The sequence below is a fragment of the Streptosporangium sp. NPDC002607 genome, assembly GCF_053592655.1.
The window spans coordinates 18,108-30,145 of record NZ_JBSFWD010000081.1 but is presented as its reverse complement, the minus strand read 5'-3'; the positions used below and the strand labels follow the sequence as shown (position 1 = coordinate 30,145).

General features: G+C 64.7%; 11 protein-coding genes and 1 pseudogene. 3 read left to right on the top strand and 9 right to left on the bottom strand.

Features of this window, described 5'->3' with window-relative positions; genetic code table 11:
* Positions 1–345 precede the first annotated feature (345 nt).
* Entirely contained in the window at positions 346–687 is a 342-nt protein-coding gene (locus ACWD3H_RS44300; RefSeq protein WP_451959300.1) for a DUF5713 family protein, read from the bottom strand.
* A gap of 296 nt (positions 688–983) precedes the next feature.
* Here ACWD3H_RS44300 and ACWD3H_RS44295 point away from each other — a divergent pair, with 296 nt between their 5' ends.
* A complete protein-coding gene (locus ACWD3H_RS44295) occupies positions 984–1,352 on the top strand; it encodes a pyridoxal-phosphate dependent enzyme (RefSeq protein WP_451959299.1) in 369 nt (122 codons plus the stop codon).
* Positions 1,353–1,372: 20 nt separating this feature from the next.
* Here ACWD3H_RS44295 and ACWD3H_RS44290 read toward each other — a convergent pair whose 3' ends face one another.
* From ACWD3H_RS44290 to ACWD3H_RS44270, 5 genes are all read right to left on the bottom strand, one after another.
* Positions 1,373–1,897 carry a hypothetical protein gene (locus tag ACWD3H_RS44290; protein WP_451959298.1) on the bottom strand — a complete coding sequence of 175 codons (525 nt, stop codon included), beginning with the start codon at positions 1,895–1,897 and terminating at the stop codon, positions 1,373–1,375.
* A 414-nt stretch (positions 1,898–2,311) separates the two neighbouring features.
* Positions 2,312–2,788 carry a (2Fe-2S)-binding protein gene (locus ACWD3H_RS44285; RefSeq protein ID WP_355563403.1) on the bottom strand — a complete coding sequence of 159 codons (477 nt, stop codon included), beginning with the start codon at positions 2,786–2,788 and terminating at the stop codon, positions 2,312–2,314.
* Positions 2,789–2,803: 15 nt separating this feature from the next.
* On the bottom strand, positions 2,804–5,101 hold the full coding sequence (locus ACWD3H_RS44280; protein ID WP_451959297.1) for a molybdopterin cofactor-binding domain-containing protein: 2,298 nt from the start codon (positions 5,099–5,101) through the stop codon (positions 2,804–2,806).
* Complete coding sequence (locus ACWD3H_RS44275; RefSeq protein ID WP_451959296.1) at positions 5,102–6,319, bottom strand: oxygenase MpaB family protein; 1,218 nt, start codon at positions 6,317–6,319, stop codon at positions 5,102–5,104.
* Positions 6,320–6,944: 625 nt separating this feature from the next.
* A complete protein-coding gene (locus ACWD3H_RS44270; RefSeq protein WP_451959295.1) occupies positions 6,945–8,180 on the bottom strand; it encodes an oxygenase MpaB family protein in 1,236 nt (411 codons plus the stop codon).
* Positions 8,181–8,362: 182 nt separating this feature from the next.
* Between ACWD3H_RS44270 and ACWD3H_RS44265 the strand changes: the two genes are divergently transcribed.
* Positions 8,363–9,019: a TetR/AcrR family transcriptional regulator gene (locus tag ACWD3H_RS44265; RefSeq protein WP_451959294.1), complete on the top strand. Its 657-nt coding sequence runs from the start codon at positions 8,363–8,365 to the stop codon at positions 9,017–9,019.
* An 81-nt stretch (positions 9,020–9,100) separates the two neighbouring features.
* Here ACWD3H_RS44265 and ACWD3H_RS44260 read toward each other — a convergent pair.
* The 3 genes and pseudogenes from ACWD3H_RS44260 to ACWD3H_RS44250 all read right to left on the bottom strand — a co-directional run.
* A pseudogene (locus ACWD3H_RS44260) lies at positions 9,101–9,273 on the bottom strand (IS5/IS1182 family transposase); the annotation flags it as partial.
* A gap of 812 nt (positions 9,274–10,085) precedes the next feature.
* Entirely contained in the window at positions 10,086–10,598 is a 513-nt protein-coding gene (locus ACWD3H_RS44255) for a hypothetical protein (RefSeq protein WP_451959293.1), read from the bottom strand.
* 142 nt (positions 10,599–10,740) lie between these two features.
* Complete coding sequence (locus ACWD3H_RS44250) at positions 10,741–11,040, bottom strand: winged helix-turn-helix domain-containing protein (protein WP_451959292.1); 300 nt, start codon at positions 11,038–11,040, stop codon at positions 10,741–10,743.
* Between the two features lie 696 nt (positions 11,041–11,736).
* Between ACWD3H_RS44250 and ACWD3H_RS44245 the strand changes: the two genes are divergently transcribed.
* Positions 11,737–12,024 carry a hypothetical protein gene (locus ACWD3H_RS44245; RefSeq protein WP_451959291.1) on the top strand — a complete coding sequence of 96 codons (288 nt, stop codon included), beginning with the start codon at positions 11,737–11,739 and terminating at the stop codon, positions 12,022–12,024.
* Positions 12,025–12,038: the final 14 nt, after the last annotated feature.

Here is a 12,038-nt window from a genome sequence, read left to right as displayed (position 1 = left end):
GAATCCGGTTCTGCTTCAACACCTCACCGGAAACGACGATCGACGCCCTTGGCCGTTGGGTGTAGCCGTCCGCTGATGCCCGGCGTTCGCCAGTGAGGACCGGCGCGCCACCGCGTTGCCGCGGCGGCGCTCCTGCGGCCGGAGCTGCCGGTGCACCGGCAGCGGAACACGGGCACGGGGTGATTGCTTCGATTGTTCTGCTCGAAGGGGAGGTTCACGTCCAGGTCAGGGAGCCTCGGTGGTACGGGTCGCGCAGGGTGACGGCCTCCACAAGTGTCGCGGTCGCCCGGCGCGCGCCAACCCCGTCCATCTCGGTAAGGACGTCTGGTGCGATAGGGACGTCGATCACCATTCCCGGGTGGCGATCAACTGTTCCGCATCGGCTTCCGCGAAGCCGTATGCCGACACCACGAACCAGAAGTCCTCGGCTATCACCTCGCGCGCGACAGTCTCGATCTCACTGCCGGCCGCCTCGAAATCCGTCTCCAGCTCGTTGAACTCCTCCGTCGCGGCCTCCGTCAGCACGTACAGCGCCGTCAGATCCGACGGCCGCTCCGCCTCGATCCGCTCGCACAGTCCCAGCAGGATCGCTTTCCCCTTGTCGACGACATGATCGGGGTAGTACTCGTCCTCGTATATGTCCTTGAGAAACTCATGGTTCGCCACCTGCTGGTTTTTCGGCGGCACCGTGAACTCCTTTTCTCACCACAAATCCGGCGTCTCCATACTGCATTGCGGCACTGACAACGTTCATCAGGACCGCGAGGGTGCGGAGTGGGACACAATGTCTGACCGGCTCCACCTCGTCATACCGCTGCCGACCGGTCCCTGGACGGTGTTCGTACCGGTGAACGGGCGGTGACGGTGGCAGGTCGGACAGATCGCACAGCATTCCCTCTCCGTCGGTGCTGACTCACCTTCCAGTACGGGCACCGGGCATTCCCCCAAATGAAACAGCGCCGGTGGCGCTACGCTGCTGTGTCATGCAGGAGACGCGCCTCGACACTGCTCGGATCCGGGCGGCTCGCCGGGTAATCGACCCGATTTTTCTCGACACTCCGCTGTACCACTGCGAGGCGCTGGAGCCTGACCTCGGGTGCACGGTGAGCATCAAGCTCGAAACGGCGAACCCGGTCCGCAGCTTCAAGGCCCGCGGCACCGAGGTAGTCGCGAGCCTGCTCGCCGACAACGGCTCGCGAGCCGTGGTGTGCGCCAGCGCGGGCAACCTTGGCCAAGCCCTCGCTTGGTCCGGCCGCGGCCGGGGGTTCGACGTCACCGTCGTGTGCGGCAGCAACGTCGACGTAGACACCTATCACCGCCGGGTCGGTGCGGCTCCCATCCACAAGTCTTGACAATTGCTCCACAAAAATCGCTAGTAGCCCATTTCATACCGGGAGGGCGCTGCTTCCACGTCCTGTGGATACCTGTACGTAGGGGAGCCGGTGAAATAGAACTCACGGCCGTCGACCCTGACCAGTCTTTCGGCTCCCCCGGCGTTCATGCGCAAGCTCGCGAAGTCCGCACCGGCGTTGTCGATTGCGAACTTGTGCGATTCACGGATTTTCCCTCCCCCGGCGGGAAGCGCGACATGAAATGAAGTGGCCAGAAGCCCCCTGCCACCATATTCGCGTTTTCCACCCGACGTACGGGCATAGACGATCACCGAAGCTCGTCCAAGACGAGGAACCGGTATCTGCACCACCTTCCGGCTGCCCGATGGGACGTGAAGCCATCCCATCGAACTGTCGGTCGAGTACAGGTGCATCGCACAATAAAGATCTTTACCGGTGTTGTTCTCGTAGGTGAATGGCTTGAGCACCAGCTCTTTGGCCCACTTCCGGGCATTCCAGCCAAGCTTGCCAAGGTGGTAGATCCCAAAGATGACCGGCTCGGGCATGGCTGCACCTCTAAGCGCTAGATCACATACACGCCGATTTTAAGACTTCCAGGGGGTGTTTGAGAAGCGTTGATACGAGCCACATTTCGACACTGCACCGATATGTGGTGCGCCGATATCAGACATACCATTATCTTCCACCTCGCCCGATCTCGAACCGGCGAACGGCCCCGCTCGACCCACATCCGTCCCAGGTCGTCCTCGCGATGTGCCGATCACCGCTGGAGGAGTGACCTTCACGGACACCGAGACGGCGGATGGTTCGTGACGCCTCCGCCGTCTCCCGCTCCCGGCACCGATCCGGGCAGCCCCGCCGACTGCGCACCGATCCGGCTGACACAGCCGAAGATCTTCAATGGGAAAGACCCACCATGACGTACAGCCGTGCCCGGGGTCCCCGGGCACACATGTGCCTCACATGTTCTCGGCGCCGGCTTTGACGGCTTCGCGGATACGAGAGTAGGTGCCGCAGCGGCAGATGTTGCGGAGGCCGTCGAGGTCGGCGTCGGTGATTCCGCGGCCTTCGGCGGCGGCGCGGCGGACCAGCGCCACGGCGGCCATGATCTGGCCGGGCTGGCAGTAGCCGCACTGGGCGACGTCGTGGTCGAGCCATGCCTGCTGCATAGGGTGCAGGTCCTTGCCGACCGTGGCCGGAAGTCCTTCGATGGTCGTGACTTCGTCGGTCGGCTGGAGATCTGCGACGGGGATCGCGCAGGGGTTGACCGCTTTGCCGTTGATATGGCTGGTACACGCTTTGCAGACATTGATACCGCAGCCGTACTTCGGTCCGGTAATCCCGAGAATGTCGCGCAGCACCCACAGCAGGCGCACGTCGCCGTCGACGTTGACGGTGACCTGCTCACCGTTGACGCGGAAAGTGTGCTCGGACAATCAGATCTCCTTGTTTCAGCGAGCGTGGTTCAGGCCGTCGGTCGGGGATGGGGGAATGGGGGGGATGGTCGGTTTGGGGGCGAAGGAGAGCGTGCCGTGGTTGATCGGGAAGCTGGTGGGCATCGTTCCGGTCGCGCGACCGTACGCACAGGCGACCGCGGCCATCGACGCGGCGACGCCCAGTTCCCCAGCGCCGCCGGGCTCCTCGGAGGTGCTGGGCATGACGATGATCTGGAGTTCGGGCGGGGTGTTCCACTGCCGGGTGTAGAAGTAGTTGTCCCAGCTCGCTTCGAGGAAGTACCCGTCGCGCAGGTGCAGGCTGGAAGTCAAGGCCAGCGCGATGCCATCCATGACGCAGCCCATCATCTGTGCTTCCAGCCCCCGCGGGTTGACGGCAAGCCCGACGTCCACCGCGACTACGACCTTGGTGATGCGTGGTCCGGCCACGCCGTCGCGGATGGGGCGGTTGACGGTTTCGGGTCGGCAGTCGATCTCCACCAGCACGGCGCTGACGGCCTTGTACTCGGCGTGGAACGCGATGCCCTGCGCGGTGCCGGCCTGCATCGGCCGTCCCCAGGCGCCGACCTCGGCCACCTTCCCCAGCACCGCCCGGGAGCGGTCATCGCGGAGAAAGTCATGTCGGAACCGGTAGGGGTCCTTGCCCATCCTCGCGGCGAGCCGGTCGACGATGAGCTCCCGGGCGCAGGTGACGTCGGGTGAGTAGACGTTGCGCATGCTGCCGGTGTTGAAGCCCTTGTCGGTTTCGTTGAGTAACTGGCTGCTGGCGCCGAACTTGTAGGACATCGCCTGACTGAGATGGAAGAACGTTTGGGAGAAGCCGATGTCACCCACCGGAAGCCTCGCGGCCATGGCGGTGATGATCTCACCGAGCCCGTGGCCAAGGTCCGTGGAGACGCTGGTGTGCCGCTGCTTGTAGCTCAGCACGGTGTCGCCGAGGTAGGCGACGCGTACCCGCGAGGTGGCCATCGGGTGGGTGCGGCCCTGGCGGGAGTCGTCGGCGCGGTGCCACATGAGCTTGACGGGTTTGCCGAGCAGCTGGGACACCTCGGCGGCTTCCAGCGCGGCGTCGAAGAACAGCTTGCGCCCAAAGGAACCACCGCCTTCGGTGACGTGCACGGTGACCCTGCTGAGCGGCAGCCCCAGCTTGGCGGCGATGGTCTGCTTGGCGACGAGCGGCGATTTCAACGCCGACCAGATCTCGGCGCGGTCGGCCCGCACGTCGGCGATCGCACAGTTGGGTTCCAGCGCGCTGTTGCTGCGGAAGTAGAAGGTGAACTTGCCTTCGACGGTCGGAGTCAGCGGCTTGAGCCCGAGCGGCAGCTCCGCGGCCTCCAGTTCCCGGAGCACGGTCTCGTCGGATTTTCCTTCCGCGGTACCGGGTTTCCAGGAGACCCGCAGGGCGCGTACGGCGTCGATGCACTGGCCGAAGGTCTCGGCACGCACCGCCACCCCGGTGGAGATCGTCACGACATCGGTGACACCCGGCATGGCGCGGACCTCGGCGAGGTTGGCCACCGAGCCGACTTTGCCGTTGATGGTCGGCGGGCGGCACACCATCGTCGGCTTCGCGCCCGGGACGTCGAGGTCCATCGCGAACTTCTTGCGCCCGGTCACCGCGTCCAGCGCGTCGATCCGGTTGTGCGGTCTGCCGATGACGGTGAAGTTCTCGCGTGATGTGAGCTCCACCGACACCTGCCGGGTCCGCGTGCTCGCGGCCTTCTCGGCGAGCGCACCGATGTCGACGCTGCCACCGGAGCGATCGGTGATCACCCCGGCCTTCAGCGTCAGATCGGTGACCGCGGAACCGAGTTCGGTCGCCGCGGCCGCCAGCAACCGGAGCCGGGCGATGGCGGCGGCGACCCGGATCGGGGTATAGGTGGCGATGGTGGTGTTCGACCCGCCGGTGAGCTGGTTGAACACCAGCTCCGGCCGGGCGTCGGCCAGTGTGACACGCACCCGTTCCAGCGGCACGGCCATTTCCTCGGCGATCAGCATGGCCGTCGAGGTGGTGATGCCCTGCCCCACCTCGGCCCGCGGCAACGCGAACGACACCGTGCCGTCCCGGTTGACCTCGACCGAGATCAGGCCCGAGGTCGGCAGCGCCGCCGCGGTCATCACGTCGTTGAGGTCGAGCAGTTCCGTGAGTTCCGGTGAGGGCAGCCGGACGTCGGGCGCCGGCGTCAGGCCGAGTTCGGCGGCGACCACCAGGGTCGGAGCCGCCACCACGTACCCGAGGAACCGGCGCCGCCCGATGCCCTCGTCCAGCCCGCCACCATTCGATCCCATCATCATTCAGCTCAAACCCGGACGGTTGGTCGTGGGGATCTCAATCTTGGTCTCCTTGGCCTTGGTGAGATAGAACAGGATGTATTTCCGCACGGCTTCGTCGAGGACCCAGGCGGTCTCGGGTACCAGTGGCAGCGGAATGAGGCCCTCGCGGAATCTCACCAGTTTCGGCCAGATGGTGGGGATCAGCAGGTCCCACACCGGCTCGCGTTTGATGCCGTCCCAGTCGGCCACCTGGTCGCCGACCAGGTACCGGGCGAGCGCGTTGCACAGCGGCCGGCTGATGCCGGCGGGACTGGTCTGCTCGGCGAGCTGACCCAGCAGGATGTCGGTCAGCTCCAAACCCTCGGGCGTCGGCCCCATGTTCCGGGGCAGGATCTGGTCCGACTGAGCGTTGGCCGCGGCCCAGGTGGCGGGGATGTATTCGTCCTTGACGCCGAGCATGTGCGCGGTCACCTGCCACACATGCAGGTACGCCTCGGAGTGGGCGGCGCTGATCGGGACCTTCCATTCGAGCATCTTGCGCATGGCGAAGGTCGGCAAGGTGTGCCAGGTGACCAGCATGTCCTCCTGGCTGATCGGGATGTCGCCGGTCCAGTGGGGGGACTGCTGCAGTAGGTGTCGTACCGCCGCGTGTACCAGCCGGGTCTTCACCGCCTCGACCACGCAGGAGCCATCGGGCCGGTACGCGTTCAGGGCGCCGACGGCGAATCCCAGGATGCTTGTCTTGGCGACGCGGTCCTCCATGTCCGCGCCGCCCTTGGAGTAGTAGACCGAGAGGGCCTCTTTGGGAATGGCGGTGCTCAGCATGCCGCCACCCACGCCGTTGAGCAGATTGAGGTACAGCCCTCTGGACTTGTTGAACTCGGCTGCGGTGTTCAGCTTGCCGTGGTCCGCCCACGACGGCGGTTGGCGTGTTCTCTCCATGAAGTCCCGCAGGTCCGCCGGCAGCCCTGCGGGCAGGGGCTGGTCGTTACGGGTCCAATTCCACAGCAGGCGGTTGACCTCGGGGACGGCGCCTCGATCGATCAGCGAGGCGACCAGCGGGTCGGCCTCCTCGTCCCACACCCACCGCGGATCGGTGCCGGCGCCGGCACCCGCGATCGAACCGCTCGATGCCCAGGTCCAGGGCGTCGCCCGAGCCGGGAACGCCATCCCCAGCGCTCCGAGCGCCCCCAGGGCTCCACCTGAGATCAGCATCTTGCGCCTGCTCAGCTCTGCCATGCCGGACTCCTCCTGAGTTCCGCACGCCGATGATACGATGATACATATCAGGTTTATTTGTATCTCAACAAGGGCGCAAGCTGATCGGGAAACATTTGAAGAAACAGCTGATCGCTTCGCTGCTTCCGGCTAAACCTCGGCACTCCGGCCGGTTTCTCATCGATATCGAACAAGCCCGTACCTCCGCTGACCGGATGGCTCTGGATGATTTGCGAGCTTGTCACGCTCCATGCCGGCAAGCAGCCGACCAGGGTGACCCGATATTTCCTGGCGCCCATGCCGGAACCGACCGACTCCCCGGATCGATAACCAAGAGCCCGTTTCTCAACCCGGCGGCAACTGCTCGTAGCGCTCCGTTGATATCAGTCACCGGTCATGAGTGTTCAGGCGTGTTAGAACCTGTTTCGGGTATTCGTGAACAGATATGACTGGGGCGTCGGCACACCCAGGAAACGGTCAATACGGGAAACCATGGCCGCCCACACAGGGGACTCGGACGGGCGGGGCGGAAGGCCTGGGCCCGGACTCTGCTGGATTCCGGGCCCGAGAATTCGCAGCGGTGTCCTGGCCTACGGAAAGCAAGCCAGGCCGGGGCTTTCCTCCGCTTCTGGGCCGAGGGTCCGGCTCAGGAGTTCGGGTAGTTCGGGTTGTTGGTCAGCGGAATCTCGATGTTGATCTGCTGCGCTCCGGACAGGTAGGCCAGGAGTACCTTGCGAAGGAGCTCATCGAAGAGCCAGTAGGTGCTGTCCGCCCCCGGGAACACCTTGAGCACGCCTTCGCGGACGGCGATGAAGGGTCCCCAGAACGTGTTGAGAAGCCCATCCCAGAGCGGATACCTGGGGATACTCAGCCACCCGGCGATCTCGTCGCCGAGCATGAAGCGCGTCAACGAGCCGAGTACGCGCTTGGTGAGGAGGCCGGCATCGATCGTGGCGCCGAGCTCCAGGAGAATGTTGGCCAGCTTGATGCCCTCGGGTGTCGGGGCCAGCACCGGGTCCAGGACCTGCTTGGCCTGGGAATTGGCCTCGGTCCACGACGCGGGGATGTACTCCTCCTTGATGCCGAGCATGTACGCGGCCAGCTGCCACGTGTGCAGGAAGGCCGCGGAGTCGCCGGCGGGCATCGGCACCTTCCACGCGACCAGATTCTTCATGACGGTCGTGGGCAGGCTGTGCCAGGTGACCATCATGTCCGCCTGGCTGATCGGAATCTCCTCGTCGGCGGACCCCTGCCAGTGCGGGGACTTCGGCAGCAGGTGGCGCACGGCCGCATGCGCCAGCCGGGTCTTGACGCAGGTCACGATCATTTCGCCATCGGCGTCATAAGCGTTCCGAGTCCCGATGTCATACCCGAGCTTGGCGGTCTTGGAGATGCGGTCCTTCATGTCCGCACCACCCTGCGAGTAGTAGACCGCCCGCGCCTCCTTGGGGATGACCGTGCTCATCATGCCGCTGGCGAAGCCGTACAGCACGCCGGTGTAGAGCCCCCGCCTGTTGTTGAAGTCGGCCGCGGCGGCGATCTTGCCTCTGTCGGCCCAGGCCGGCAGCTGACGGGCCTTCTCCATGAAGGCCTTCAGGTCCGCCGGCAGTCCGGCCGGCAACGGCTGACCGTTCTTGGTCCAGGTCCGCAGCAGAGTGTTGACCCTGGGCACCTCGCCCCGGTCGATCAGCGAGGCGACCAGCGTGTCGGCCTCCGGGTCCCATACCCACCGCGGGTCGAGGCCTGCCCCTGTGCCCACCACCGAACCACTGGGCGACCACGTCCACACGCGCGCCTGCGCGGGGGTCGCGATGCTCAGCGCACCGAATGCGCCCAACGTCCCGCCGGCCCGGAGCATGTCGCGCCTGCTGAGTTTGTCCATGCCTTCGTCCCTTCTCCTCGTGAGGCCGAGAGCATTGCTGATACGATGAAACATAAGATGAATCTGAGTATCACCAATACAGCACACAGTGTCGGACATCACAAGACCGTGACAGCGACTGTCAGGGATTGAGGCAGAATCAATCACAGGAGGTGATCGTGGAATCTGCACTGTCCGTGCTCATGGCGCCGTCGGACTCGGAGTCGCTGTTGGAGCGCGCGTACATTGATGCCGTCGAACAGGTTGACGACATGGACGAGACCCGTGCGCGCATACTCGACGCGGCGTATGAGCAGTTCTGCCGCATGGGTATCCGGCGGTCGACCATGGAGGACGTGGCCCGCCGGGCCGGGGTTTCGCGGATCACGGTCTACCGGCGGTTCGCCACGAAGGACGCGCTGGTCGAACATGTGGTACGTCGAGAATTCCGCCGATATTTCGACCAGTTCCTCATCGACATCGAACAAGCTCATACCGCCGCTGATCGGGCGGTTCTTGGCTTTGTGAGCTCATTGCGCGCCATCCGGCGTAACCCGTTGATCGGCGGCCTGATCACCGCGGAACCGGATCTGGTCGTACCCTCCATGATCAGCGACGGGGGCCGAACCCTCGCCACCGTGCGGCAGTTCGTCGCAGGCCAGCTCCGCCACGAGCAACGCGCGGGCAACGTGTCGAGCGACTTGGACACCGACCTCGTGGCCGAACTGATGGTCCGGATCTCCGCCTCCTTCCTGGCGATCCCCAGTCAGATCATCGACCTCGACGACGACGAGCAACTGGCCACGGTGGCCCGGCAGTTCCTCGTGCCCATGTTGGAGCCAACCGACCACCCGGATTGACCGCCGGGAAGAGCGAATCCTAGAGCAGCGGCGAAGCACTCCGACTTTGGCGGGATGAACGTTTTCATCCTGCTTCGCGGGTCTGAGGGATGAGGTCGCTTTGACGAGCTGACCTGCGCGAAGGGGGCAGCGGCGGAGCTTCCGCAGTACCCGCCGGCTCTTCAACTGCGCATTCGCCCGCTCTGCGGAGGCGTGCAGCTTGGCATGAGCTTCTGTGCGGACGGCTTGCTCCTGCCTTTGTACGGCACCGGTACTGGTTGTCTCTTCCCGGCTGCGGCGGGCTCGTTACACCTCAGCAGTGATCATGATGACCCCGGTCCTTGAGCGGTGGTCCACCGACTGCCCGTTCTGGACCGTCGAACAGAGAGAATTTCTCCTCACGGTTCCTCACGGTTCCTCGCTCGCCGACGCCAGGGCGGTTCCCCCTGCCCCAGGCCGCCTGACTCACATCGATGGCCGGGGTTCGCTGCCGCATGCCCGGCTGAGATGGTCATTTTCCGGTCAGCATGAGGGCAACAGCGTCCGGGAACATGATCACGATCGGCACAGCCGACGACCTGCGAATCGCCGAGCTCCTTCTTGGCAAACGCCTCAAATCCACGTCCGGCGGCCCGATCGCCTACGTGACCATAGATCCGCCGGCCCCCGAGAGCTGGAGAGGGCCTAGATCACCGTCTAAGACCGGTCGAGGAAGGGTCTAGATCCAGGTGGGAGGGGTCTGGTTTCCAGATCCTCCGCCCAGGCTTTCCAGACCCCTCCTGACCTACAACCCAGGCGCTTTAGGCAGCCCTGGACGGGTGCCGCCACAACCCCTGAAAACCGCCCTGGGCGGCAGGGATGGCGGGTTGCCTGCGAGAGCGCTGGGCGGGGCCGATCATCGTCGGGCAGGACGTGAACCGGGGTGCCGCAGGCGTCGGTCGCGAAGTCCTTCGCCGCCCTCCCTGCCTTCCACGGCCCGCTGCCCCTGTTCTTCGCACATGCCGTATCGCTACCGTCAAAGTGGTGCAACCTCTATCTCCGTGAGTAATCACCACAGGTCAAACGGGGCGATGTGCGAAGAACGGGTCTAGCTGCCGGAGCCGGAGCCGGAGCCGGAGCCGGAGTCGCTGTCGGAGTCGCTGTCGGAGTCGCTGTCGGAGTCGGAGTCGCTGTCGGACTTGCTGTCGGACTTGCTGTCGGACTTGCTGTCCGAGCGGGACTTGCTGTCCGAGCGGGACTTGCTGTCGGAGCGGGAGTCACTGTCGGACTTGCTGTCGGACTTGCTGTCGGAGCGGGACTTGCTGTCGGAGTCGCTGTCGGACTTGCTGTCGGAGCGGGACTTGCTGTCGGAGTCGCTGTCGGAGTCGCTGTCGGACTTGCCGTCGGACTTGCTGTCGGAGCGAGACTTGCTGTCAGAGTCGGAGCGGGAGTCGAAGGGGTCGAAATCATCGGGGGGCGAGTCGCTGGAGGCCGTGATCCCGTTGACCAGATCGCCGACGGGGTCGGCTAGGAGCGTTGCGTGGGCCGGGCCGGCGGCTACGGGCGCGGCCAGGACGGAGCCGAGGGCAATCAGTGCGGCGGCGATCGTGTTGCGGTTCATCCGCGGTTCTCTCCTTTGAGCAGGGGCGTCCCGCCTGCTGCGGACCGCCCCGTCCGTTACTGCACGCTCCATATGACTACTCAGAGTGAGCAATTTCAAGCTTGGGCAGTATCCGGACGTGTCCCCTGATCTGGGGTGCCGCTTACTTGGCCGGCCAGTTTTCCCGGTCGGCGACGAACGATCCTCGTTGCGGCATCGTTACCACGTAGCCCTCGTCACGGAGCAGGGCGACCGCGGCCCGCGCTGTGTCCCCGGTGATCCCGCGATCAGCAACCATGCTCGACTCCGACGGGATCGCATCACGCGGCTTCAACTCGCCCGCCTTGATCCGCTCACGGATGATCCGGGCGACCTGTGCTGGTAAATCGGGGTTGGGGCGAAACGGTCGATCTCCATGGGTAAGACGCTGGAGACATGTCCTACCTTCGAGGCGGAACAGCACACGATGACTCCGTAGTAATCCTCAGCGAACCGCTGAAACGCCTCCGGCGACGGATCCATGAGCAACTCGAACAGGTGTGCCGACCCATCGGGGCCGCTCTCGCCGTCCGGGTACTCGATCTCACCCACCCGCCAGCAGTCGTCACCGGCCTCCCGCCACAGAGAAGCGGTCACGACTGGCATGCCGTCCTCGTCGCAGAACGCAGGTTCTTCGACACAGTGGCGAAAGACATGGGGGACGGAGTCGAGTACCCCCGGCCACGGCCCGTCGCTGCCGTACGGGCTGGTCGAAGCCGCAGATGTAGGCGCCCGCCGCGGAGAAGACGATGGAGTATTCGTCTCCGGAGCCGTTCCGCATCGAGGCCATCTCCTCCCCAGGACTCCAGTCCGCGTCGAAAGAGTGGTATTGGAAGCAAGATTGCCGCCGCTTCATCGTGGATGGAGGCGCCCAGCCTAGATCATCTGTGGCAACGGAGACAGACGCTACCCACCTCGCACCCGCGATAGGAGCAGTTGCCCGCACTCGCTGCTTCCGACGCCGCCGAAAACCGGGAGCAACAAGCGATCACGGGACAACATGCTGCACGGATAGCAAAGGGCCATTCCTACTTTCAAAGGGTCTGGCCAGTGGGCTGGCGAATCCCTTCGCGTCATAGATCGCTATTCCGACCCGGCGTGGGAGTACCGAGGAAATATCATGCGATCAAAGATCAGCTTGGATGCGCTGGGGGAAGAACTCGCCCAGATCGCCGATTCCTCGACGATTACCCCTCTACCGGCAGCCGAGGTCAGCGCGCTTGAAGAAGTGATCGGTACGCCTCTGCCTCGGGAGTTCTGCTCGTTTCTGCTCCGGTTCGGTCCTGGTGTGCGCCCTGGCCCGGCGCTCGACCTGGAGTGGATCATCGATGAAAAACGACGAACCGCGCCAACTCCCGACCCTACAGACCGGCGTTGTCAGAGTCTGTCACCGTGCCGCAGCTATTAGTTCCCGAAAATGAG

Coding starts and splice junctions, on each gene's coding strand:
- ACWD3H_RS44290 (WP_451959298.1), bottom strand. CDS start 1,897: ATGCCCGAGCCGGTCATCTTTGGGATCTACCACCTTGGCAAGCTTGGC.
- ACWD3H_RS44295 (WP_451959299.1), top strand. CDS start 984: ATGCAGGAGACGCGCCTCGACACTGCTCGGATCCGGGCGGCTCGCCGG.
- ACWD3H_RS44270 (WP_451959295.1), bottom strand. CDS start 8,180: ATGGACAAACTCAGCAGGCGCGACATGCTCCGGGCCGGCGGGACGTTG.
- ACWD3H_RS44245 (WP_451959291.1), top strand. CDS start 11,737: ATGCGATCAAAGATCAGCTTGGATGCGCTGGGGGAAGAACTCGCCCAG.
- ACWD3H_RS44255 (WP_451959293.1), bottom strand. CDS start 10,598: ATGAACCGCAACACGATCGCCGCCGCACTGATTGCCCTCGGCTCCGTC.
- ACWD3H_RS44265 (WP_451959294.1), top strand. CDS start 8,363: ATGGCGCCGTCGGACTCGGAGTCGCTGTTGGAGCGCGCGTACATTGAT.
- ACWD3H_RS44275 (WP_451959296.1), bottom strand. CDS start 6,319: ATGGCAGAGCTGAGCAGGCGCAAGATGCTGATCTCAGGTGGAGCCCTG.
- ACWD3H_RS44280 (WP_451959297.1), bottom strand. CDS start 5,101: ATGATGATGGGATCGAATGGTGGCGGGCTGGACGAGGGCATCGGGCGG.